We start from the raw sequence: 22,163 nt of genomic DNA on the forward strand, positions 1-22,163 counted from the left end.
CGCCCGGTTTGCTTTTCAAACAAGTCAATCTGTCGTATGCTACTAAGGAATGGCTTGGAAGGGCTTAAATATGAGGATCTAAGGAGCGTTAAGAACAAATGGAAGCATTTTTCAAATCACTTTATGGCGTAGCCTATTTTGCAATGTCGATCGTTCTGGTAGCTGTTACGGTACTTCTCTTTGTCACAGGTATTCGACTGTTTATGCAAAAGCGTAATCGCGGCTTTGCCGTGAGTTGTCTTATATTTGCCTGTTTCATCGTCTTTATCATTGTTGTTATGTTAACTACGCCCTTCTCTGCCACACCGCCGGGTTCACCGGAAGCCATGGCTGCCCTTCTTCACTTCGGGTAGTTGAACCTCTGTAGAAGGAGATGCTTATGACACGTACTAATGAAACCTTAGGAATTATTGATATCGGCTCGAACTCCATTCGTCTGGTTATCTATGAACTGGACCAAGACGAAGCCTATCGCATCATTCATGAAGACAAATACGCCGCTCGTCTGAGCAGCGTTGTTGAGTCCGATGGAACCATTCTGCGCCATTCTCTGGATAAAGCCATCACCATCTTGAGTCAATTCAAAGCGACCTGTGAAGCGTACCAGACCAAACTGATTCGCGCAGCAGCTACCGCAGCTATTCGTAATGCAAGCAATGTCCTGGAGATTATTGAATGGCTGGAGACAGAGACGGGGCTTACCATTGAATGTGTATCGGGAGATCGGGAGGCCTATTATGGGTTCCTTGGTGTCACTCAATCCATTGATCTGGCAGACGGTTACGTCGTGGATATTGGAGGCGGCAGCACAGAGATCACGGTCTTTCGGGATCGGAAAAGGTTACATAGCATCTCCCTCCCTATTGGTGCAGTGAATTCACATGCCCGTTACGGGGGCGAAGATCAGTGGACTGAGGAGAATGCAAATGCATTATGCAACGAAGTCACTGCGGCTCTCCGTGGACAGGATTGGATTCGTGAGCATCCTGGTCTGCCACTCATCGGACTTGGCGGCACAATGCGTACACTCGCCAAAGTGGAACAGAAGCGTACCCAGTATTCTTTGCCTGTCAGCCATCATTATGAGATCAGTGAGGAAGCGATGGAGAACATCGCTCGCTCCTTACCACATCTCACCTCGGCACAGCGCAAAAAGGTACCAGGGCTCGCCAAAGATCGCGCTGACATCATTGTGCCCGGCGTACTGATCCTACGAACTGTCTTCCAGATAATACAGGGAGATCGTTATGTGGTTAGTGGCGCGGGTCTACGAGACGGGTTGTTGCGTGATTACATGGCTGGAGGTCAGCCGGTCGTTCCGGACGCGCTGAAAGACAGTATCCGCAACTTCATCCATTTTGGTCCGCCTATTCCAGAGAAACGTCTGCAACGGATTCATCAGGATACGGTTACCCTGTATACGGCATTACAAGGTACCCCTCCTGATCAAGCAGATGCCCGAATCCTGTATGCAGCCTCCATGCTGCACATGGCAGGTAAACAGATTAACTATTTCCGTTATACACAGCACTCGGCCTATTGGATTATGAATTCGAGCATTTATGGACTTTCTCATCGGGAGACCATTCTAAGTGCCAGTGCAGCTGATTATCATCCCAAAAAAAGAACGCCCCAGCTGCTGAATAAGCACCGGGACATTCTGAAAAACTCGGATGAGCGGCATGCTCATCGTTTAGGCTCTCTGCTGCGCGTAGCCGAAGCCATCAATCGATCCGAAAGCATCGCTGCGATTGAAGCAACAAAAGAAAACGACTCGCTGCAGGTGCAATTCACCTGTACAGCTGAGCCGTTACTGGAACTTGATGGCCTGGAAGAGGCCGTCAAGGATCTGAAGGAAGCCTGGGGAGTTACGTTAATGCACTCCATTCAGCAGGCTTCCAAGGGATAATACCCATGGCCTCCGTCTGACTTCTCAGCGGGGGCTTTTCATTTTCTACAAATACATAATTGCCACCAGGCATAAGTTGTCTCGCTTTGACATTATCCATAAGGGACAGATTAAGGATATCCACCAGCATCTTTTTCAGCTCTGGATCAAATACGGGACACATCAGTTCAATTCTTCGATTCAGGTTACGTGTCATCCAGTCTGCACTGGAGATGAATACATCCGGGTTGCCGCTATTTTCAAAATAAAACAACCGTGAATGCTCCAGAAAACGATCCACAATGCTAATGACCCGAATATTCTCACTGAGCCCCTCTACCCCCGGACGCAGACAACATACACCACGCACAATCAGATCGATCTGCACGCCGGCTTGAGAAGCCTCGTACAATTCATCAATCATTTCCTGATGGGATAAGGAGTTGATCTTGGCAATGATTCTGGAAGGTTTGCCTTTCAGCGCGTGCTCTGTTTCTCTACGAATCAGTGCAAACAACTCATCCTTCATACCATCCGGAGCTACACGGAACGCCTGCAATGCCTTCGGACCGGAGTATCCGGTAATCTCATTGAACAATTCGGATGCATCTTCCCCAATAATTGGATTAGAGGTGAACAGTCCCACGTCCGTATAAACTTTGGCTGTACTCTCATTATAGTTACCGGTTCCTACATGAACATAACGTCTCAGACCCTGTTGTTCCCTGCGTACAACAAGAATGATTTTGGCATGGGTCTTCAGTCCAACCAGTCCATATACCACGTGACAACCGGCTTTCTCCAGCTTACGCGCCCAAGCAATGTTGCGCTCTTCATCAAACCGGGCTTTCAGTTCCACCACCACCGTGACCTGCTTACCACTCTCAGCTGCAAGTGCAAGTGCCGGAATAAGGCGTGAATCGCCATTGACCCGATATAAGGTCATCTTGATGGCCAGAACTCTTGGATCTTCCGAAGCCTCCAATATAAAATCAGTGACTGGTTCAAACGATTCGTACGGATGATGCACCAGTACATCGCGTTTGCGCAGTAGCTCAAAATGACTTTCTCTTGGCAGAAACTCAAGTGGGTAGACTGGCTTCACCGGACTGTATTTCAGATGTGAGAAACTTTCCAGACTGTCTACGAATCCCGCCAGAAAACTCAGATCAAGTGGTCCATCAATTTCATATACCGGGTCCTGAATATCAAATTCATCCTGCAATTCCAATAAGGCATCCGGACGAAAATCCTTGCAGACTTCCAGTCGTACAGGAGCCCCGCGGCGTCTGCGTCGCAATTCTTTTTCAATAGCCTCAAGCAGATCTTCCGCTTCTTCTTCATTAATAAACAGATCCGCATTGCGGGTCACTCGAAATTCCTGTGCAGCAAGTGAGATATATCCGCTGAAGAGCGTATGGATATGATGTTTGATAAGATCTTCAATCAGTATGAATGTTTTCTTTTTGCTATTCGCCCGAATGGGAGCCTGAACTACCCGCGGCAGATTGGAAGGCACCTGAACAATAGCCATAAACGGCTCGCCCTCTTGCTCCCCTTCCTTCTGTAACATCACGGACAGATAGACAGACTTGTTGTGTACCAGTGGGAACGGACGACTCTGGTCAATCGCCATCGGTGTGAGTACCGGAAAAATAATTTCATGAAAGTACTGGTCCATTGCGCGCTGCTGTGTCACATTAAGATCTGTATATTCCTGAATGTTCACGCCTTTCTTGGCGAGTAGACGAATGAGTTCACGATACGTTTTATACTGTTCGGCGACCATGGTCCCGGTTCGTTTGATCAATCTGCGGTACAATCCCGAAGGCGTGTATCCTGTAAAATCTTTTTGCGTGAATCCGGCCTTGATCTTCTCTTTTGTCTCCGCCACCCTTACACTGACGAACTCGTCCAAATTACTAGCGACAATGCCGAGAAATCTCATGCGTTCCAGCAGAGGCGTTGTTGGATCCTGGGCCTCCTGAAGTACGCGCCGATTAAATTCAACCCAACTCAAATCACGATTAACGTAGTTGCCTGTTTTGACGTCTCTATGCATGTATGGCCTCCGAATGTGTTGCATATCTATTCTTGGTTAGAAGTTCTCATATAATTGTACTATTCGTAATCAACATCAAGCGTCAGCGCAGTGTAAACGCTACGTAAAATTTATGTAAATGATACCTCATGGCCGCAACTTTTTCCATCCCTTTACAAAGGTCAATAGACAGAGTAAAGTGAAGTACAGTGTGATTTGGTCCGGTTGCTTGTTCTCATTCCAAATATAGTTGATCAAAGGAGTATATAATGAAATCCAACAAACCTAGAACATTACAAAAAAATATAGAGTTTTTCACGGCTGCACTATCCCAATGTATGGTAAGCGCATGGCAGGAAGACCCGGCTGGCGTCTATTGCGAGGTCGGTTGTGGCATTGTGGAGCGGATCAGTGAAGACAGCGTGCGCATCCGAAACAATGACGGAACAAAGAGCCATTATGCACGAGATATCACGATGTTCCAGACTGAAAAATAATTTTGCTTAAATACGTAAAAAAGACTAGCTTTCCCAAACAAGGTGTTGTATACTCTTGCCACAAGGAAAGGAGGTGCGTCAACATTTCTAATGTCATGTTGAACGTGTCCCTTACCCGATCCACTAGCTCAAAATAAAAGAGTCTGGTGGAGGCGCGGGATACGGATCAATGTTTCAAAAAGCGCCACGGGTAGAAAAGCCGTCTTCGGACGGCTTTTTGTTTTCTCTTTTTCTGTAGAGAGGTTGAGAAAACACCCAAAATATTGGAAATGGACCCTTTAGTAGAGCAAACCAGGATGGCTATAATTAGGATGCAACTCAACCTAAATCCGAGGAGGCATCTTGTAATGTTCAAAAATGTAAGGGGTTTCAAGACATCCATCATGTTGGCTTTTGTTTTGTTATTCACCTCTATCATGTTGCCCGCAGGTCAGCATGCCAGCGCAGCACCAAGTTTCGCCAAAGGAGCCGACATCAGTTGGGTTCCCGGAATGGAAGCCCAAGGCTACAAATGGAAAGATAAAAACGGCGTACAGCGCGACATCATTGATATTTTGAAAAAAGACTATCAAATCAACTCCGTTCGCATTCGGGTATTCGTTAATCCTTCGAATGATTATGGGAACGGTTACATGAATAAGGATCGTGCGGCTGCACTCGCACAACGTGCCAAGAATGCTGGCATGAGTGTAATGCTTACCCTGCACTATAGCGATTCATGGGCAGACCCTGGTCAACAAACCAAACCAGCTGCCTGGAAAAACTACACGTTTCAACAGCTCATGGATGCGGTGTGGAACCACACACGTGATGTCATGACGGCGATGCAAAGCAAAGGCGTTACCCCTGACTGGGTACAGATCGGTAATGAAACAAGCAATGGTATGTTATGGGAAGATGGCAAAGCATCCACCAACATGAAAAACTATGCGTGGCTGGTGAACACAGGCCATAATGCAGTGAAATCCCTGAGTAGCGGCACCAAAACCATTGTACATCTGGCAGGTGGAGATGATAATGCCCTCTATGTATGGAATATTGGTGGTTTGATCAATAACGGAGCTAACTTTGACATGATCGCCATGTCCCTCTATCCTTCAGCTTCCGGCTGGAATACCGCTGTTACAAATACAGTAAACAACGCCAAGGATATGATCAACCGTTATGGCAAAGAGATCATCATCTCCGAAATTGGCATGGACAATAACCAGGCTGCAGCTGGCAAAAGTTTTGTTGCCGCGATGAAAAACCAAATTCGCAATCTGCCAAATGGCAAAGGTAAAGGTGTATTCTACTGGGAGCCTCAGGCTACACCAGGTTATAACAGTGGATATGGTAAGGGCGCTTGGCAGTCGAATATGATGCCAACTGTTGTCATGGAAGGATTTATTGACTAGGTACGGTGGGTAGAAGTGCGGGCTTTGGGGGGCAGCGTGGTGGGCGTTCCGGGGGCGGATCGTTCTTATGATCGCTGTTATCCCCAGATTTTATGAATTCCCCTTATTGGGGAAAATCCGGGGATAAAGGCGACCGCTCCGCTTCTTCAGAATCGATTCCGCCCCCTCCACTACATTGCTGCTCCTTGAGACACTTCTAAAACCGTGGGTAGTCAAATATTAGGTAGTAAGGTAAACAAGGGCTTGAGGCGCTGTTCCCGGTGGGATTAGCGCCTTTTGGCGATGAAGTGCATTGAGGGGGCAACGTGGTGGGCGTTCCGGTGGCGGATCGTTCTTATGATCGCTGTTATCCCCAGATTTTATGAATTCCCCTGTTAAGGGGAAAATCCGGGGATAAAGGCGACCGCTCCGCTTCTTCAGAATCGATTCCGCCCCCTCCACTACGTTGCTGCTCCTTGAGACACTTCTAAAACCGTGGGTAGTCAAATAGACTAGGTAGCAAGGTAAAACAAGGGCTTGAGGCGCTGTTCCCGGGGGGATTAGCGCCTTTTGGCGATGAAGTGTGTTGAGGGCGCAGCGTGGTGGGTGTTCCGGTGGCGGATCGTTCTTATGATCGCTGTTATCCCCAGATTTTTATGAATTCCCCTTATTGGGGGAAAATCCGGGGATAAAGGCGAACGCTTCGCTTCTTCAGAATCGATTCCGCCCCCTCCACTACGTTGCTGCTCCTTGAGACACTTCTAAAACCGTGGGTAGTCAAATGGATGAAGTAGTAAGGTAAACAAGAGCTTGAGGCGCTGTTCCCGGTGGGATTAGCGCCTTTTGGCGATGAAGTGTGTTGAGGGGGCTGCCAGTTTCTGTTCCAGGGCGGATGGTTCTTATGAGCAGGCTAAATGCAGAATGGTTTTTTCGCTTACATATGAATATAATAAATAAATCATGCAGAACATCGGTTAGCTATTTTAAGAGCGGGGGAAAATGGATGAGTTTTTTAAAAGGGCTCGGTCAGTTAGCTGGGGAAGTTACCGGGAAAGTGTTGGGCGGCAGCGTGAGGGTTGTTGGTGAAATTGCGGGAAGCCCCTTTATCAAAGAAATTGGGAACGGCGTAGAGAAAGCCACAATTAATACAGGCAAAACCGTTGGACAACTGGCTAGCGGGACATATGATCTTGCCAGTGGTGCAATTCGAAAAGATGATACCGCCATAGACGCGGGGCTTGCCGATATTGGAGGTGCTGTAACCAATACTGCAAAAGGTGTAGCGATATCAGCCAAGTACGTATATAACAGCGGTAAAGATGTTGTTGTGGGCATGCAAGAGGAAGATAAGGACAGAGTCAAGCTTGGTGCCAAGAATCTTTTAGCTGCTGCTGCGGTAACAACACTCGCTGTCGGTGTCATTGATGCAGTTGATGGGGCTGAAGGTGTAGATACGTAGGATTTGGATTAGATCACCAATAACACAACAACTGAAGAAATACAGCCTAGCAGGGCAACAAAAATATGGAGAAAACTAAATGAGATTTTTTCAAGAAAAATCCGTTGTTTCTTCTGAATAAAACACGAGTAGATGAACACCGTAACCACAACGGGCAGATATAAATGAAGATCCGGACCATCCGTGCTCGGTAATAGTTTATTAATATATCCACCTATCGTCTCGTTGACCATCATGAACCCATATATAATACCGATTATCGCTGAAACTGCAAACTGAAATAGTATCTGAACTACAGCCTTCTTTATAAAGAATGGATCACGTTTGCGGTAAGGGTTATTAACCATCATATATCTGTCGCCTCCTCGTTTTTCTATTACTCTTTTTGGTTACTATTTTTGATTACTACTCCTGTATTTTACCATAACGTTGATCAGCCTTCCTTTTTAGTTTTTATCGACCTATCGCTCCCCCACAAACAAAGAATTGCCCTCTCCACCTCATTGGCAGAAAGGGCAATTATGTCGATACCAGATACCTCTGTTCAGCTTACCTTAGCGAGTCTCGTAGCACGTATCGATGCGGCTGCGTATACGATAAGCGCTGTCCAGATGAGTGCGAAACCAACAAGCAGAACTGGCGAGACCGTTTCCTTGAACACAAACACACTCAGGATCAGCATGATTGTCGGCCCAATATACTGTACAAAGCCGAGTGTGGACAACGACATTCGAGCAGCCGCCCGTGCAAAGAACAGCAGCGGCAACGCCGTCACCACACCGGAAAGCAGCAGTTCGAAGAACATCGGTGCAGGCAACGTCCATGCCGTTGCTTTTCCTACTATGGCTAAGTAGATCCAGTAGCCCAGTGCGACGGGCAGAACTACAGCTGTCTCCGAAAATAAACCCACAGAAGCGTCTTGCTTAATCTTCTTCTTCGCCAGACCGTACAAGCCAAATGACACGGCCAATGAGATCGCAACCCATGGGAAACGTCCGTAGTCGATAGCGATGATAAGCACCGCGACACCAGCGATGGCAATCGCGAGCCACTGTCCACGATTTGGCTTTTCATGAAGGAAGACAACTGCCAGTAACACGTTCAGCAACGGGTTCAAATAATAGCCCAGACTTGTCTCAACGACATGACCGTTATTAACCGCCCAGATGAAGATAAGCCAGTTAATAGCAATTAGCAGCCCACTCGCGGTAAGGGACAGCAGGGTCGAACGACTGGTCAGAATGCGCTTCATGTCACTCCAACGACGTTGGACGGCAACGAAAATCCCCATAAAGACAAATGACCAGACAACCCGATGCGATAAAATCTCACCTGCCGGTAGATTTTCAAACAACTTCCAATACAGCGGGAGAACTCCCCACATGATATACGCAATGATCGCGTTGATTAATCCACTATTCATAACTGTATCCCCTCTTATTGCTCTGATATCTCAACGGATTATACGCCTCGATCCTCGTTTAAGTAAAGGGGGTAATAGGTCATACAGGAAACCATTCCTAGTTCAAATGACTCTTTCTTTGAGCAAAATTCCCCGTTTAGCGCTACCAAATTATACTTTGTGCTTTTTCTTTCTTACTCTCATGATGAAGGTAAAGATCGCCGCAAATACGACCACACCTACGATAAACAAATCAATATCTTGCTCAAACATAAACCACATTTTGTGTTCTAAGTTTACTTGTTGTTTTGGTGGAAAGCCTTCCCCGAATAGTTCAGTTGCTTGATTAATATTGTTCATTTCGATGGTTGAACTGCATGGACTACTACTTAATTCACCATCCACTTCGCTAAAGTATATTAAGTATTTGTTACCTTCCTTGAAATCAAATCCCCATGTGAAGTTGGTTGCGATAATTAGTTGAGAGTCAACTTCAGTATTCCAACTCCTCTCAACTTCCACTAAAATATATCTAATTTTCTCTTTGGTTCCCGTAAACCCCTCTTGCTTCAAGTCGACCTTTACTTGCTTTACTTCACCATAAACAGCTCCATCATATATTTCTAACTGTTCTTGAGGGCCTCCCGATTCAACACATGACAAAGCGTTAACATCTTGTGCATTTGAGATAAAGAACACGCTAGATATAAAAAAAATTAACGTGATTATACGAAGCTTCAGTTTTTCCACCTTCTTCTCATAATGTTAATTGGTACATCTTTATTGACCTGTTTAACAGGAAAAATGTTGCATTTTCCCTAGCCGTTAGGTGAATGAACAAAGAAGCAACCAATCGGACACAATTGTTTGCTCCTGTCTTTATTAAGTTATTATTCAAGACTAATCTAAAAGAAATAAAACTAAGATATTTTTCTTACAGCAAACCATAACTCAACAAAATTCAGTCCATCTTTAACTCCAGTAATTTCAAATTCCATTCCGTCGACCTGTTCATATCCTGTAGTAGGAAGCCATTCAGAAAAAAATCGTCTATACAGGGTTTCAATGGTTTCATCGAATTTATCCCATGTAAAGGGATCAGAGGAAAAGATCGCCCACGTGTGTGCTGGTATCGTTATACTTGTGTAACCATCGGGTTTACTTGCTTCACCTTTAAATGCACACAATATGTATGGGAAAGTATCCTCCCCAGTTTTTTTGTAGCTACACACAGCATGCACTTTATGATAATTCGAATTCAAAGAGTTTGGTAGATCACCAGCATTTGCAGCAAGTCTTTCAACCTCGCCATTTTCGTGGCTTTGCTTCCATAATTCTGCTGGTGTCTCTACCCCGTTTAATTGAAACACTTTCTCAATTCCAAATATTTCGAAAGATTCTTTTGTTTCGATACGATAGTTCATAGGCTCTTCCCCTTTAATTGAAATAAGGAAGGAAAGCCGAGGATAGGCTTTGAGGGCAGTCCCTTCTTCACGAGCCATCGCTGGATTAACACCATGCAATGATTGAAAAGCTCTTGCGAATGATACCGGTGATTCATACCCATACTTTATGGCAATATCAACAACTCTCCTATCACTATTCTGCAATTCAATTGCAGCGAGAGTCAGCCGTCTTCTTCGTATATATTCCGCAAGTGAAACATTGGTAATGAACGAGAACATTCTCTGAAACTGATATGAAGAACAATAAGCACATTGAGCAATTTCCTTCAACTCGATCTCGCCGACCAAGTTCATTTCAATATAATCCAATGCCCGATTCATCCTCATAAGCCAATCCATCTCATCCCTCCTCTCAACAAAAGTATAGTTTCGTTAGGTTTTCGTATCGCAACTATTTGTGCGCAATTAAGTTTCGTACCCGTCTAAAGATATATATTGTAAATATCCGTTCGTTCGCTTTGACTTTTTAAGTACCGTATTTCCTTTTCCATTCTTCACTCCATTTTTGAAAACTTTTTCCCGTTACTTCTTCCAATGTTTTTCCATCCAACGAATATGGTGCCCCATCCATTGCTGTATTCGGGAAGGATGTTCCCCCTATAACTTTGCCTTCACAAAGTAATATTGAAACTTTGGATTTACTATCGTCAAACGTTCCCAGAGGATGGTTTGTTACTGTAAAGCTATATACCGATATTTCCATTCCGAAATACTGTTCGGGTTCTACTTTTTGAACCCCCCAGGTCTGTCTATATGGTATCGTTTCCGTTATCCCGTAGAGTAGTTTATCTTTGTTTAGAGTGTATTTCTGAACTTGACCATCGTACGAAGAAATTTTATAACCTTTTGCCTTAACATATTCTGTGGCAGTCTTTTGATCACCTGTAATCGTGAGTTCATCTGTACCCATCATCGTGACCTCGTTATTGCACCCAGCAATGATAAAAAAAACTAGCCCCATTACAATACGGATAGGTTTAAAATACATCAAGTTCCCTCCAATGTGCAGAAGTATATTCATCATTTTGACGATTCGTTCATTAACTAGTTGCGTTATTCTGCCATTACATAAACAAGGAAACAGCCAATTCCTTTGATCAGGAGTTTCCTTGTTTTATTGTCCTGTTATTTGAATCACTTCTCTTTTTCAGTTCCCAATTGGATGTCTTCAAATGGTACGTATTTATTCAGTTCAACTTCTTTATATACGTGTACATAATTGACAGCAAAGGTTGGAAAAGGAGCCAATTCCTTAATTGTTAAGAGCTTCATTTCTTCTATCTCAGTCTCGTTCATACCCCAATAGGTTTGCCCCAAGGTTAAATGAGGATGATATTTATCCATTTCAAAGTAACGGTCTAAAAGTTCTTGTGATGGAGAAATCGCTTTTACCAAATTTCGATGTAACTCAATGATATTGCTCGTTTCAACACTAAGAAATGTAACAGCACTTCCAAACGATCCCGGTTCTGATAATGATAATTGAAAACTTGGCATTAAAGAGCATGTCTGTCTCACACTTTCTAACCAATGAAGATCAACGGTAAGACCACCCTACGCTTTTACAGTGATATGAGGCTCGACTACATCATTAAGACGATTACTTGCCCAACGATCACGAAATGCCACAATCTTTTCTTTATAATCATCTGGAGGGGTAATTCCAATGAAGTATTTCATATTACCGCGTCATATCCTTTAGCAAACTAAATAAATCTTAAAATCAAAAAGCAGCCGACCCTTTTGATCAACTGCCGAATGGTGTTCATTTCAGTAACGTTTCACTTTCCTCCAACATGAAGCACACCAATTACGGTTTCACCATCCTTGTCATACAGTGGAATATCACGACCATCTGGTGATCTGCTGTTCTGTATCGCAATAGCTTCTTCAGGTGTTTTGGGTTGCTCGCCATCCATGTCTTTTTTCAGCAGATATCCGTCTGTACCATCCACACCAGTAGCCAAGATTAAATCAGGTTCCGTTTCTGGAGAAGTCGCATATGCGGCAGAACCATATGTCTGTCCATTCTTATTTTTCGGATAAAGAGAAGTGATGTGAAATTGATTCATCTTATTTTTAACGTTTGTATATTGAGATAACCCTGAACCACTCGATACACTAATCATAAAAACCGCAAAGATCAATAGTATAACTCCTTTGGAATACATCTTCACAACTGTTCACTCCCTTATACTTTTGAACTCGCAGCAATTCCAATGAAAAGATGATGGTTCTCACATAATCACATTTCCTTCCCATCTTTAGAATAATATAACATAGATTCAAAGGAGTAGTTGGAAGTTGAACGATAATCATCTAACCTGTCTAACGTTATTGCAGAACATCCCTCTTTGATAACATAAAAAAACGGACACCGATTCTGTGGAGATCAGCGTCCGTTTGTATGTTCCATATTATCATTTAAAAGTGTTACTTCACTTCACCAACAACGGTAAAGCGCTCGTTTTTGTGTTGTGGATTTTCGATCTCATCAACCAAAGCAATCGCATAGTCTGCATAGCTGATGTAGCTGTTGCCTTCGCTATTCACGAGAATAACGTCGTTGCCTGCTTGATATTTGCCGGTGCGTACACCTTCTGGATTAAAGAATCCAGCCGGGCTCAAGAATGTCCATTGAATACCCGAAGATGCTTGCAGATCCTGCAAGTTTTGGCCTTGGTTCGTTGCAGTTGCTTTGTAAGCATCCGGGAATCCTGGGGATTCAAAGACACGCAATGTTTTGGACTCATCTGTGAACAGGCTTCCTGCTCCACCCACCACGATCAGACGAGTGTTTGGTGCATCTTTCAGGATGTTGATCAACGCTTGTCCTACTTCCACATGCAGGTTTTCTTTACCAGCTGGAGCACCAAATGCATTTACAACCACATCGAATGCTTTAAGATCTTCAGCTGTAAGATCAAATACATCTTTCTCCAGCGTATTCAGGCTTTTATCTTCCAATTTGGATGCATTACGAACGATTGCCGTTACTTTATGCCCTCTGTCTGCTGCTTCTTTCAAAATTACACTTCCTGCTTTGCCTGTTGCACCAATGATTGCAATGTTCATCATGATCTCTCCTTTAAATTATCGATATTGTTTATGTTTGAACTTTATATTGTAACTATAGTTGTTACAACTAAGCTTGTCAACCATGCACAATCAGTACACGCAAAAAAGCCCCTGATATCATGCCCGTGCAAAACGGATACAATTCAGAGGCTATCTATTAAAGGAACTACATACTGCTTATTTAAAACAAGATTAGGAAACCGCTGTACAACTCAGTTTCTTAACAATCCTTATCAGGCACACCCGCATCTTCCTTCGTACGGAAAGAAGATCCACATCCACAAGTGGCTACCGCGTTAGGATTATGGATGGTGAACCCACCCGTCATACCGGACTCTTCAAAATCAATTTCGAGACCATCCAGATACTTCAGGTTTTCCTTCTCGACTACAACCTTCATACTCTGAATATCCATATACAGGTCCTCATCGGACTCTTTATCGTCAAAGCCCATGGCGTACGAAAATCCGGTGCAACCGCCCGGTGCTACGCCAAGACGCAGGAACATACCAGGTGTCTCTTGCTGTGCAAGCATCTCTTTCAATCTGTCAGCAGCCGTTTCGCTGATGTTAATCATGCCAGGTCACTCTCCTTTTCATTAACTCTTCTTTAAATTATACTCCACCCCGTCAAGGGTCTCAAGTCATGTTTGCCTCTTTCCGCGTTCCCCCTCTACTCCTTTTTCTTCCCAGTGTATTGAACCCCCGCGACACGAGGTTTATAATGAATAGGTGGTCGCACTGAAATGTCGATATTTTGCCATGACTTATTCAGGTGACGATCATATATAGAGTTGTAATTTTTTTCACATTTCGAGACTGTCCGCAGTCCCCAATGCATATAGAGTCACAAGACTCACTTTAATGAAAAAATTAGCTTTACGTACGCAGCACAGGCTGCACCGGGTAAATAAGAGTTAGTTCATATAAGAAGGCGGCAGTTGACCGCATCTTTGCTATGTAGTTCTGTATACAGATCCTACACACAACTCAAATCCGGTTAAGAACAGGAGGAAACAGTATGTCTACATTGGTAACACCGTTCACAGACAAAAGAATGGCTGAAATCGTTGAGAAAGTGCAGAACGGCGTAAGGCTGAACGTAGAAGACGGCGTATATCTGTATGAAACAGATGATCTGCTGACTTTGGGCCAGCTGGCCAATGAGGCCAACTTGCGGAAAAATGGTAAGAAAGTATATTTCATCGAAAACATGAGTCTTTATTTTACAAACGTATGTGAAGCTCACTGCGCTTTTTGTAATTTCCGTAAAGACCAGGGTGAAGAAGGCTCCTATACATTATCCGGTCAGGAAATGATCGATTATGTAGAACAGCATATTCATCCGGGCGTACGTGAGTTCCATATCGTAGGCGGACATAACAACCATGTTCCTTTTCAATATTATGTCGATTCCCTGCGAGCTTTAAACGAGAAATATCCGGATGTTACACTGAAAGCTTACACGGCAGCCGAGATTGATTTCTTCACTCGGATTAGCGGACTGAGTATCAGAGAAGTTCTGCAGGAGCTGCAAAAAGCAGGTCTGAAAACATTGACTGGTGGCGGCGCTGAGATTCTGTCGGATGAATATCGCAAAAAAATGCGTGTAGACAAAGCGAACGTAGATCGTTATCTTGAGGTGCACCGTACTGCTCATAACCTGGGCATGCGTACCCATACAACGATGCTGTATGGATCGATTGAATCCTATGAGGACCGCGTCAACCATATGGTGCAGATCCGTGAATTGCAAGACGAGACCAACGGATTCATGGTCTTTATCCCACTTTCCATGCAGCCAAAAAGTAAAAACGCGAGCATTATGCGTCGTAACTCGGCTTATGAGGATCTCAAAACAATTGCGATCAGCCGTCTGATGCTGGATAACATCGATCATATCAAAGCATACTTCATTAACATCGGTCCACAGCTGGCTCAAGTTGCCCTTGGATTCGGTGCTTCGGATGCACACGGCACAATCGTTCGCGAACGGATTAGTCATGCGGCAGGTGCACTCACACCTGAAGGCCTTACACGTAAAGAGCTCATATGGCTCATTAAAGGTGCAGGACGTATTCCGGTAGAACGTGATACGTTCTACAATGAAATTCAAGTGTACGAATAGGATATACCTTCATCCACAACCAATATTGCACCAGCACCACTCCAGAACGCAGCTTTCATTATAGGGAGACGTTTGAATTCGAGTGGTGCAAACTGCTGAATAATATCTTCAATTTTCAATGTCTACTTTTCAATTATTCAAATCATAACAAAAGGAGCAGCTATGTTATTGCATAGCTGCTCCACAGTTTACAGCCCCATTTCAGTGGGACTGATGCAGAAAGGAAGCCGAGTCATGAAAAATTTCGTCATTCTTGGAGGCGGTTATGGCGGCCTCACCATCATCAAGGAACTTCTGGAGGGTAAAATTCCATCCGATACACAAATTATTTTGGTGGACCGCAGCCCCTTTCAGGGATTAAAGACAGAATATTACGCACTCGCAGCAGGAACCGTATCTGATTATGACCTGCGTATCCAATTTCCAGTGAGCGATAAAGTCACTTACCGTTATGGAGAAGTTACTTCGATTGACCTGGAACAGCGTCAGATTGAATTTGAAGGCCAAGACCCGCTCGTGTACGACAAACTTGTCATTGGACTTGGTTGTACAGACCGTTTCCACAACACGCCAGGCGCCGAAGATTATAGCTGTACCATTCAGAGCTTTAGCAAAACACGCGAGACCTACCTGCGCCTCAATGAAGTCAAAGCCTATGGCAATGTGCATATCGTAGGCGGCGGATTAAGTGGTGTCGAGATGGCAGCCGAACTTCGTGAGAGCAGACCCGATCTAAACATCAGCATTCTGGATCGTGGTGAACGTGTATTATCCGCTTTCCCGCAACGTCTATCCGTGTATGTGCATGAATGGTTTAACGAACATCAGGTAGAGACACGCGGGCATATCGCCATTTCACGTGTTGAACCTAATGCTATCTATAACCGGGATGAACAGATTCTAACAGATGCTGTCGTATGGACTGCAGGCATTCAGCCAGTAAAAGTGGTACAGGATCTGGACGTAACCAAAGACCCTCAAGGACGTGTCGTCTTGAATGAATACTACCAAATCCCGGAATATACCGATGTGTATGTCGTTGGTGACTGTGCCAGTGTACCTTATGCACCTAGCGGTCAAGCTGCGGAAGTACAGGGTGAGCAGATCGCCCATATTCAGCATGCCCTCTGGAAAGGCGAAAAGCCCAATCCACATCCACTCAAGCTTCGTGGCACACTGGGTGCACTCGGCAAGAAGTCTGGGTTTGGGCTGATGGGCAAAACGTCCATGATGGGACGTGTACCTCGTATTTTGAAAAGTGGTGTGCTCTGGATGTCCAAGCGCCATCTCGGTTAGTCGAGATCGAGCTCGTCCCAGGCATCGGCTTCGCCAATTTTGGCCAGAATGGCGTTATATAGATCTTCCACTTTGTCCGTGATGACAACTTCACCATTCACCAGTGCAAAAGGAGTCATAGAACATTGGCCGCAGTTGGTGAGGCAGCCGTATTCAATCACGTCATAGTCTGGATTTTCTTCCAGTTGATCCATGACTTCATCTGTGCCAAAATGCATATTATTGGCACAAAATTCAATAATCGGTCTCATATAGGTTCACCTGCTTTGTTTGACCATTTTAATTTGTGGCCATTTGTAATATAATATAGGGGAAAGGAGTTGAAAAAAATGAGCGAAAACGCACAAAGCACCATGTATGATGAAGTAATTGATGTGCTTGACAAACTTCGTCCGTTTCTGCAACGCGATGGCGGTGACGTGGAACTGGTCGACGTGGAAGACGGCATTATTAAGCTGAAACTGGTCGGTGCCTGCGGCAGTTGCCCAAGCTCCACCATTACCTTAAAAGCCGGGATTGAACGTGCCCTTCTCGAAGAAGTTGAGGGTGTACAAGAAGTCGTACAAGTATTCTAATCAATCCTTCACGAAATAAACCTCAAGAGCCTTTCGCTTCGCATGAAGCGGAGGGCTCTTTTTTTGTGTGCATATGCAGAGAGTCCATTTCATCTGTCCCTTTTACCAGATTCCACGTACAATCCTTCAATTCACCTTTTAAGTATCCTCACGCTGTATGGTCGGACGAATCGGATCAAGTCCTCCAGATACATCCATAATGTTGCCTGTTATAAAATCGGAATGATCAAGGCACAGATACGTAATCACTCGTGCAATATCTTCACCGCTGCCTGGACGCCCTCTTGGTGTTTCCTCGTCGATGATGCCTGCCATTTCATCAATCGTTTTCTCTTTGTTCGCACCACGAATGTCACCTGGACATACCATGTTAACCGTAATTCCATACGGGGCTTCTTCAACCGCGAGTGTCTTTGTGAACGAAACCAGACCCACCTTGGCAGCCGCATATACGGCGCGATGAGGCCAAGATCTCGCTTCTCCAGCATGACTGAAGCCAAAATGGATAATGCGTCCCCATTGCTTGCGTCTCATCTCTGGCAATACACGCTGATCCAGTAACATCGGTCCCAACAGATTTCCCTGCACAAGCATCTGGACCTCAGCTTCAGAATAATCCGCAAATAATCGTCGTTCACGGACAAATGGACCTGCGTTATTCACCAAAATATCAATACTGCCCAGGTTGCCTTCCACCTGCTCGACCAATGAAGAGATATCTTCCACCTTGGATATATCAGCCTGGATGGCAATGCACCGCACACCCTTGGCTATAATCTGAGCCTTTAAAGCCTCAGCTTCTGTTCTGCTGTGTACATAGTTGAGGGCAATATGGCACCCTTGATCTGCCAGACTGAGGGCCGTCATTTTACCAAGACCTTTGGCACTTCCCGTTATGAGGGCAATCTTTCCCTTCACGTTCATCCCCCTCTTCAAAGAGCAGTCACTATCCAGTATAAAAGATTTATCGTCCTCCTACAACTCGCTTATCCACAAGGGATTATCCACCTTTAATTCCAAATATATTTTGACTGAGCAAGCACCTGATGAGTACGATTGGATTATTGGACCAGCATCTGTCTCTCTGGATGGTAAGGCCACCCTGGAAGTCCCTGAAAGCCATTCCTATCTGGATAAGCCCAATACCCAACGCTCGATACTTAACAGTGATGGAAAGCCTAATGGGAACGAAATCGGAAGCCTAACCAGCAATAGCGAATTCGGCTCGTGGTATGTAGTTTTCGAGTACGTGAAGACAGGTCATATTCATGATGACGATCAAAATTTGAATGCCGAAGAGCTGTTAAGCAGTTATATCCGAGGCACAGAAGAAGATAACAGAGAACTTGATCCTGAATATAGAACGTACATAACGGGGTGGGAAATCGAACCGGCATATGACATTACCAAACATCAGTTGGTTTACTCCCTTGGTTTTAAGAATGCTGATCAGCAAGCCATGGTCAATTACAATGTAAAACTCCTGACACGCGAAGGATACATCACAGCCATTCTGGTTACAGATACGGCCAACTTTCAACAGAGCCGTCAGGCATTCGAGGAAACCGTACTTCATAAGCTTAGCATCAATGCAGGATACACCTATGAGGAGTACAATGCTTCGACTGACAAAACATCCACTATAGGGCTCAACAGTCTTCTGATGGGCGGATCGGGTACACAGCTTCCCAGAAATTCAGTGCTCTTCTTTTGCTCAAAAAAGGATGGGCTTTGATCCTCGTTGTCGTCCTTGGGTTAATCGGTTGGATCAGATACAAGATCAAAAGCTCACACGGAGAAGAAGAAACACTCTCTCCCTCCGAGAGAACGTACCTGCAAGAAGCAGATGAGCAGCAGTATGCTGATCAGAATGAATTATCCTACTACCGCCAATCTGGGCATCCATCCAACGCGGATAAACCGGAAAAACTCTGACTTATGTTGATCCCCACGTCAGCACAGACTTAGGAAACATAAAATAAGCCGTATATCTCTTCAGAAGAGATATACGGCTTATTCTTAATAGCTTCACATCATAACATACATATCGTGAATTATTCAGTTGCAGGTTCAACTGCACCTTTATAACGTTCTTTGATGAATGTTTTCACTTCTTCGGAGTGCAAAGCAGCAGCCAGTTTTTGGATTGCATCTGCATCCTTGTTGTCCTCACGGGAAACGAGGATGTTTGCGTATGGGTTACCTTGCAGATCTTCGATCAGCAAAGCATCATTCGCCGGATTCAGGTTCGCTTCGAGCGCATAGTTAGCGTTGATAAATACCAGATCCGCTTCATCCAATTGACGAGGCATCATGGCTGCATCCAGCTCAATGATATCCAGGTTCTTCGGATTGGCTGTGATATCTTGAATCGTAGATGTAATATTTGTGTTGTCTTTCAGCGTAATAATACCTTCCTTCGCGAGCAACAACAGTGCACGTCCACCATTGGATGGGTCATTTGGAATTGCTACTTTTGCGCCGTCAGCCAATTCATCCAAAGACTTAATCTTCTTGGAGTATCCGCCAAAAGGTTCAACATGAACAGGTGTTACAGAAACGAGGTTGAATCCACGTTCTTTATTCTCTGTGTCCAGATATGGTTGGTGTTGGAAGAAGTTTGCATCCAATTTTTTGTCAGCAAGTTGCTGATTGGGTTGAACATAGTCGTTGAATGTAACGACTTGCAGACGGATACCTTGTGCTTCCAGTTCAGGCTTGATGCTTTCCAGAATCTCTGCGTGTGGTGTAGGTGAAGCTCCAACTTTCAATTCAACTGTACGAGGTGCACCTGCTGAATTGTCTGCGCCGCTATCGGCGTCCTTGTTGTTTCCGCAAGCTGCGAGAACCGCAATCAACATAAGACTAAGTAGAGCAAAAGACCATTTTTTCATGTGTAAAACCCCTTCTCTAATCATTTTTGTCATGTGGCATCCGCATTATTGCATATCCATCATGTTATCTATGTGTTATTTCCTGGTGAAAAATGTAACCAAGCGATCTCCAGCCATCTGGAGAATTTGCACTAGAATGACCATAAATACAACGGAAATTATCATAACTTCATACTGATAACGGAAGTATCCATAATTGATTGCCAGCGTTCCCAGTCCTCCCCCACCAACCATGCCGGCCATCGCCGTATAAGAGACAAGCGTAACGATGGTGATTGTTATACCAGCAAGGAGACCAGGCAGTGCCTCAGGCAGTAATACCCGTCTTACAATCTGTCCGGTTGATGCACCCATCGCCTGTGCCGCTTCAATTACACCACGATCAACTTCTCGCAAAGTAGTTTCCACTAAACGAGCGAAGTATGGAGCTGCTCCAATAACGAGAGGCGGTATCACACCCAGTACCCCTGTGGCCGTACCAACGAGTGCACGTGTGAACGGAATAATGGCTATAATCAGTATGATAAAAGGAACTGACCGCAGAATATTCACAATAAACGATATTATCGTATACACCACACGTGACTGTATTGAGGCGGATCTCGCCGTCATGAATAGCAATACGCCAAGCGGCAAACCAATGATAATGGTGAACAAGCCAGAAGCGCCCAGGATTTGTAGTGTCTCTATTGAAGCTTTACCAATCTCTTCCCAACGTACGGTTGAAAAATCCATCTAACGAAGCACCTCCACATCAAGTCCCTCAGCGGTTAATTCTGATATCGTCCGATCAATCGCATTTGAATCACCCTCGAACCGAACGGTCAGCTGCCCATAAGGAACCTGTTTGATCGTAGAGATTGTACCTTGCAGGATGGCAAAATCCACGCCTGTCTTACGTACCGTTCTAGACAAAATCGCTTCATACGTTTTGTTACCCAGAAAGGATATCTTCACAAGTTTGGAAGCAGCACCTGCCTGCAATTCAACGCCTGCATTTGCCAGAGCGGTCTCTTCCAGAGCAAGTCCAGCTTCATGGTCACGCATCATGAAGTCCCGCGTAATCGCATGCTGCGGCTTCAGGAACACGTCTGTTACAGGTCCTTGTTCCACAATGCCGCCCTGATGAATGACAGCCACCTTGTCACAGATGTTCTGAATGACATGCATCTCATGTGTGATCAGCACAATCGTAAGGTTGTACTTTTCATTAATGTCGAGCAATAACTTCAGGATTGAATTTGTCGTCTGCGGATCAAGTGCCGAAGTAGCCTCATCACAGAGAAGAACATTTGGGTCACTTGCAAGTGCTCTCGCAATCCCTACACGTTGTTTCTGGCCACCCGATAATTGAGCCGGATATTTGCTGCTGTGGTGCTCCAGACCAACCAGTGCAAGCATTTCCTTCACTTTGCGATCAATGGCTTCCTTGGGTGTATTCACAAGCTTTAGTGGAAAAGCTACATTGTCATATACCGTTGCCGAAGATAACAGATTAAAGTGTTGAAAAATCATCCCGATCTTGCGTCTCTGTTGCTGCAATTCGGTTTTGCTTAGTTCAGTAAGGTTGATTCCGTCGACCCATACCTCACCCTCCGTAGGCCGTTCCAGCAAATTAATGCAGCGAATCAATGTGCTTTTTCCAGCTCCGGAATGGCCAATCACACCGTAGATTTCACCCTTTTGGATGCTCAAATTCAGCTCGGATAACGCTGTTGTAGATTTTGCCCCTTTGCCGTACGTTTTCGTTAAACCTTTTAATTCAATCAATCGCACTTGCCCCTTTCCAACCACCTACATGTATCTTTACCCGATCTAAAGGAAAACTCCCCTTAAAGTACAAAAAAAGAGCCCTTTGCAGATACAAAGAGGGCTCTTCACGTGAAAGAATATACCTTCTCATCTGCCAAAATCGTGTCTTGCACCATTTTGTAGGAATTAGCACCTAACATCTATAACGAATGATACATGTATCATGTCGTTACAAATCGGTTGCCGGGCTTCATCGGGCCTGTCCCTCCGCCGCTCTCGATAAGAAATATGTTGTTGTAGGATTTTATAAGT

26 protein-coding genes and 1 riboswitch are annotated in these 22,163 nt (G+C 44.7%); of the genes, 10 read left to right on the top strand and 16 right to left on the bottom strand.

The window, feature by feature from the left end; all coding sequences use genetic code 11:
* Window positions 1-98: 98 nt before the first annotated feature.
* Both V6668_RS24695 and V6668_RS24700 read left to right on the top strand, forming a co-directional pair.
* Complete coding sequence (locus tag V6668_RS24695) at window positions 99-353, top strand: hypothetical protein (RefSeq protein WP_017692428.1); 255 nt, start codon at window positions 99-101, stop codon at window positions 351-353.
* Between the two features lie 26 nt (window positions 354-379).
* A complete protein-coding gene (locus V6668_RS24700; RefSeq protein ID WP_338706982.1) occupies window positions 380-1,909 on the top strand; it encodes a Ppx/GppA phosphatase family protein in 1,530 nt (509 codons plus the stop codon).
* On the opposite strand, the gene ppk1 is transcribed toward V6668_RS24700, so the two are convergent.
* The gene (gene ppk1 / locus V6668_RS24705; protein WP_036605760.1) at window positions 1,869-3,950 is read right to left on the bottom strand and encodes a polyphosphate kinase 1; all 2,082 of its coding nucleotides are present in this window, start codon (window positions 3,948-3,950) and stop codon (window positions 1,869-1,871) included. The two genes, V6668_RS24700 and ppk1, sit on opposite strands and share 41 nt — an antisense overlap.
* 248 nt (window positions 3,951-4,198) lie before the next feature.
* Here ppk1 and V6668_RS24710 point away from each other — a divergent pair, with 248 nt between their 5' ends.
* The 3 genes from V6668_RS24710 (at window position 4,199) to V6668_RS24720 (ending at window position 7,261) form a co-directional block, all read left to right on the top strand.
* Entirely contained in the window at window positions 4,199-4,426 is a 228-nt protein-coding gene (locus V6668_RS24710; protein WP_017692425.1) for a hypothetical protein, read from the top strand.
* Between the two features lie 347 nt (window positions 4,427-4,773).
* Window positions 4,774-5,823, top strand: a complete 1,050-nt coding sequence (locus tag V6668_RS24715) for a glycoside hydrolase family 53 protein (protein ID WP_100529768.1) — start codon at window positions 4,774-4,776, stop codon at window positions 5,821-5,823.
* A 982-nt stretch (window positions 5,824-6,805) separates the two neighbouring features.
* Window positions 6,806-7,261 (top strand): hypothetical protein, encoded by a 456-nt coding sequence (locus tag V6668_RS24720; RefSeq protein WP_310339808.1) that lies wholly within the window; start codon window positions 6,806-6,808, stop codon window positions 7,259-7,261.
* Window positions 7,262-7,269: 8 nt separating this feature from the next.
* On the opposite strand, the gene V6668_RS24725 is transcribed toward V6668_RS24720, so the two are convergent.
* The 9 genes from V6668_RS24725 to V6668_RS24765 form a co-directional block, all read right to left on the bottom strand.
* The gene (locus V6668_RS24725) at window positions 7,270-7,611 is read right to left on the bottom strand and encodes a hypothetical protein (RefSeq protein WP_338706983.1); all 342 of its coding nucleotides are present in this window, start codon (window positions 7,609-7,611) and stop codon (window positions 7,270-7,272) included.
* 194 nt (window positions 7,612-7,805) lie between these two features.
* Window positions 7,806-8,684 carry an EamA family transporter RarD gene (gene rarD / locus V6668_RS24730; protein ID WP_338706984.1) on the bottom strand — a complete coding sequence of 293 codons (879 nt, stop codon included), beginning with the start codon at window positions 8,682-8,684 and terminating at the stop codon, window positions 7,806-7,808.
* Window positions 8,685-8,834: 150 nt separating this feature from the next.
* Window positions 8,835-9,413, bottom strand: coding sequence for a hypothetical protein (locus V6668_RS24735; RefSeq protein WP_127548292.1), 579 nt, complete (start codon window positions 9,411-9,413; stop codon window positions 8,835-8,837).
* A 170-nt stretch (window positions 9,414-9,583) separates the two neighbouring features.
* Entirely contained in the window at window positions 9,584-10,468 is an 885-nt protein-coding gene (locus V6668_RS24740; protein WP_338706985.1) for an AraC family transcriptional regulator, read from the bottom strand.
* A gap of 127 nt (window positions 10,469-10,595) precedes the next feature.
* Window positions 10,596-11,117 carry a hypothetical protein gene (locus tag V6668_RS24745; protein ID WP_338706986.1) on the bottom strand — a complete coding sequence of 174 codons (522 nt, stop codon included), beginning with the start codon at window positions 11,115-11,117 and terminating at the stop codon, window positions 10,596-10,598.
* A gap of 146 nt (window positions 11,118-11,263) precedes the next feature.
* Entirely contained in the window at window positions 11,264-11,647 is a 384-nt protein-coding gene (locus V6668_RS24750; RefSeq protein ID WP_422395231.1) for a 2'-5' RNA ligase family protein, read from the bottom strand.
* A 263-nt stretch (window positions 11,648-11,910) separates the two neighbouring features.
* Entirely contained in the window at window positions 11,911-12,201 is a 291-nt protein-coding gene (locus tag V6668_RS24755; RefSeq protein ID WP_338706987.1) for a hypothetical protein, read from the bottom strand.
* 361 nt (window positions 12,202-12,562) lie between these two features.
* Window positions 12,563-13,204, bottom strand: coding sequence for an NAD(P)-dependent oxidoreductase (locus tag V6668_RS24760; protein ID WP_036605754.1), 642 nt, complete (start codon window positions 13,202-13,204; stop codon window positions 12,563-12,565).
* 223 nt (window positions 13,205-13,427) lie between these two features.
* Window positions 13,428-13,784, bottom strand: coding sequence for a HesB/IscA family protein (locus V6668_RS24765; RefSeq protein WP_036605753.1), 357 nt, complete (start codon window positions 13,782-13,784; stop codon window positions 13,428-13,430).
* 443 nt (window positions 13,785-14,227) lie between these two features.
* Between V6668_RS24765 and mqnE the strand changes: the two genes are divergently transcribed.
* On the top strand, window positions 14,228-15,334 hold the full coding sequence (mqnE, locus tag V6668_RS24770) for an aminofutalosine synthase MqnE (protein WP_036605752.1): 1,107 nt from the start codon (window positions 14,228-14,230) through the stop codon (window positions 15,332-15,334).
* On the opposite strand, the gene V6668_RS24775 is transcribed toward mqnE, so the two are convergent.
* Complete coding sequence (locus V6668_RS24775) at window positions 15,319-15,453, bottom strand: hypothetical protein (RefSeq protein ID WP_257467904.1); 135 nt, start codon at window positions 15,451-15,453, stop codon at window positions 15,319-15,321. The genes mqnE and V6668_RS24775 overlap by 16 nt on opposite strands.
* 115 nt (window positions 15,454-15,568) lie before the next feature.
* On the opposite strand from V6668_RS24775, the gene V6668_RS24780 reads away from it, so the two are divergent.
* Window positions 15,569-16,630 carry an NAD(P)/FAD-dependent oxidoreductase gene (locus tag V6668_RS24780; protein WP_036673332.1) on the top strand — a complete coding sequence of 354 codons (1,062 nt, stop codon included), beginning with the start codon at window positions 15,569-15,571 and terminating at the stop codon, window positions 16,628-16,630.
* Here the strand turns inward: V6668_RS24780 and V6668_RS24785 are convergent.
* Entirely contained in the window at window positions 16,627-16,881 is a 255-nt protein-coding gene (locus tag V6668_RS24785) for a YuzB family protein (RefSeq protein WP_076328984.1), read from the bottom strand. The genes V6668_RS24780 and V6668_RS24785 overlap by 4 nt on opposite strands.
* A gap of 78 nt (window positions 16,882-16,959) precedes the next feature.
* On the opposite strand from V6668_RS24785, the gene V6668_RS24790 reads away from it, so the two are divergent.
* Window positions 16,960-17,205 (top strand): NifU family protein, encoded by a 246-nt coding sequence (locus tag V6668_RS24790; protein WP_017692412.1) that lies wholly within the window; start codon window positions 16,960-16,962, stop codon window positions 17,203-17,205.
* Window positions 17,206-17,343: 138 nt separating this feature from the next.
* Here the strand turns inward: V6668_RS24790 and V6668_RS24795 are convergent, their stop codons facing one another.
* A complete protein-coding gene (locus tag V6668_RS24795; RefSeq protein WP_076328983.1) occupies window positions 17,344-18,123 on the bottom strand; it encodes an SDR family oxidoreductase in 780 nt (259 codons plus the stop codon).
* 109 nt (window positions 18,124-18,232) lie between these two features.
* Between V6668_RS24795 and V6668_RS24800 the strand changes: the two genes are divergently transcribed.
* Together V6668_RS24800 and V6668_RS24805 are read left to right on the top strand one after the other, a co-directional pair.
* Window positions 18,233-18,940, top strand: a complete 708-nt coding sequence (locus tag V6668_RS24800) for a DUF2167 domain-containing protein (protein WP_338706989.1) — start codon at window positions 18,233-18,235, stop codon at window positions 18,938-18,940.
* Window positions 18,916-19,140, top strand: a complete 225-nt coding sequence (locus V6668_RS24805; RefSeq protein ID WP_338706990.1) for a hypothetical protein — start codon at window positions 18,916-18,918, stop codon at window positions 19,138-19,140. Before V6668_RS24800 ends, V6668_RS24805 begins: the two co-directional genes overlap by 25 nt.
* Before the next feature lie 119 nt (window positions 19,141-19,259).
* On the opposite strand, the gene V6668_RS24810 is transcribed toward V6668_RS24805, so the two are convergent.
* From V6668_RS24810 to V6668_RS24820, 3 genes are all read right to left on the bottom strand, one after another.
* Window positions 19,260-20,099: a MetQ/NlpA family ABC transporter substrate-binding protein gene (locus V6668_RS24810; protein ID WP_036605748.1), complete on the bottom strand. Its 840-nt coding sequence runs from the start codon at window positions 20,097-20,099 to the stop codon at window positions 19,260-19,262.
* 75 nt (window positions 20,100-20,174) lie between these two features.
* Window positions 20,175-20,834 carry a methionine ABC transporter permease gene (locus V6668_RS24815; protein ID WP_253440684.1) on the bottom strand — a complete coding sequence of 220 codons (660 nt, stop codon included), beginning with the start codon at window positions 20,832-20,834 and terminating at the stop codon, window positions 20,175-20,177.
* Window positions 20,835-21,869: a methionine ABC transporter ATP-binding protein gene (locus V6668_RS24820; protein ID WP_036673323.1), complete on the bottom strand. Its 1,035-nt coding sequence runs from the start codon at window positions 21,867-21,869 to the stop codon at window positions 20,835-20,837.
* Between the two features lie 126 nt (window positions 21,870-21,995).
* Window positions 21,996-22,137, bottom strand: a riboswitch (SAM riboswitch).
* Window positions 22,138-22,163: the final 26 nt, after the last annotated feature.

Origin of the sequence: Paenibacillus amylolyticus, assembly GCF_036894225.1 — a bacterium.
Lineage (GTDB): Bacteria > Bacillota > Bacilli > Paenibacillales > Paenibacillaceae > Paenibacillus > Paenibacillus amylolyticus.

What these genes read in the sequence shown, in the direction of transcription:
- V6668_RS24720 (WP_310339808.1), top strand. Translation starts at nt 6,806, where the DNA reads ATGAGTTTTTTAAAAGGGCTCGGTCAGTTAGCTGGGGAAGTTACCGGG.
- V6668_RS24790 (WP_017692412.1), top strand. Translation starts at nt 16,960, where the DNA reads ATGAGCGAAAACGCACAAAGCACCATGTATGATGAAGTAATTGATGTG.
- V6668_RS24740 (WP_338706985.1), bottom strand. Translation starts at nt 10,468, where the DNA reads ATGGATTGGCTTATGAGGATGAATCGGGCATTGGATTATATTGAAATG.
- V6668_RS24785 (WP_076328984.1), bottom strand. Translation starts at nt 16,881, where the DNA reads ATGAGACCGATTATTGAATTTTGTGCCAATAATATGCATTTTGGCACA.
- mqnE (WP_036605752.1), top strand. Translation starts at nt 14,228, where the DNA reads ATGTCTACATTGGTAACACCGTTCACAGACAAAAGAATGGCTGAAATC.
- V6668_RS24780 (WP_036673332.1), top strand. Translation starts at nt 15,569, where the DNA reads ATGAAAAATTTCGTCATTCTTGGAGGCGGTTATGGCGGCCTCACCATC.
- V6668_RS24695 (WP_017692428.1), top strand. Translation starts at nt 99, where the DNA reads ATGGAAGCATTTTTCAAATCACTTTATGGCGTAGCCTATTTTGCAATG.
- V6668_RS24700 (WP_338706982.1), top strand. Translation starts at nt 380, where the DNA reads ATGACACGTACTAATGAAACCTTAGGAATTATTGATATCGGCTCGAAC.
- V6668_RS24725 (WP_338706983.1), bottom strand. Translation starts at nt 7,611, where the DNA reads ATGATGGTTAATAACCCTTACCGCAAACGTGATCCATTCTTTATAAAG.
- V6668_RS24765 (WP_036605753.1), bottom strand. Translation starts at nt 13,784, where the DNA reads ATGATTAACATCAGCGAAACGGCTGCTGACAGATTGAAAGAGATGCTT.
- V6668_RS24710 (WP_017692425.1), top strand. Translation starts at nt 4,199, where the DNA reads ATGAAATCCAACAAACCTAGAACATTACAAAAAAATATAGAGTTTTTC.
- rarD (WP_338706984.1), bottom strand. Translation starts at nt 8,684, where the DNA reads ATGAATAGTGGATTAATCAACGCGATCATTGCGTATATCATGTGGGGA.
- V6668_RS24755 (WP_338706987.1), bottom strand. Translation starts at nt 12,201, where the DNA reads ATGAATCAATTTCACATCACTTCTCTTTATCCGAAAAATAAGAATGGA.
- V6668_RS24815 (WP_253440684.1), bottom strand. Translation starts at nt 20,834, where the DNA reads ATGGATTTTTCAACCGTACGTTGGGAAGAGATTGGTAAAGCTTCAATA.
- ppk1 (WP_036605760.1), bottom strand. Translation starts at nt 3,950, where the DNA reads ATGCATAGAGACGTCAAAACAGGCAACTACGTTAATCGTGATTTGAGT.
- V6668_RS24760 (WP_036605754.1), bottom strand. Translation starts at nt 13,204, where the DNA reads ATGAACATTGCAATCATTGGTGCAACAGGCAAAGCAGGAAGTGTAATT.
- V6668_RS24810 (WP_036605748.1), bottom strand. Translation starts at nt 20,099, where the DNA reads ATGAAAAAATGGTCTTTTGCTCTACTTAGTCTTATGTTGATTGCGGTT.
- V6668_RS24715 (WP_100529768.1), top strand. Translation starts at nt 4,774, where the DNA reads ATGTTCAAAAATGTAAGGGGTTTCAAGACATCCATCATGTTGGCTTTT.
- V6668_RS24745 (WP_338706986.1), bottom strand. Translation starts at nt 11,117, where the DNA reads ATGTATTTTAAACCTATCCGTATTGTAATGGGGCTAGTTTTTTTTATC.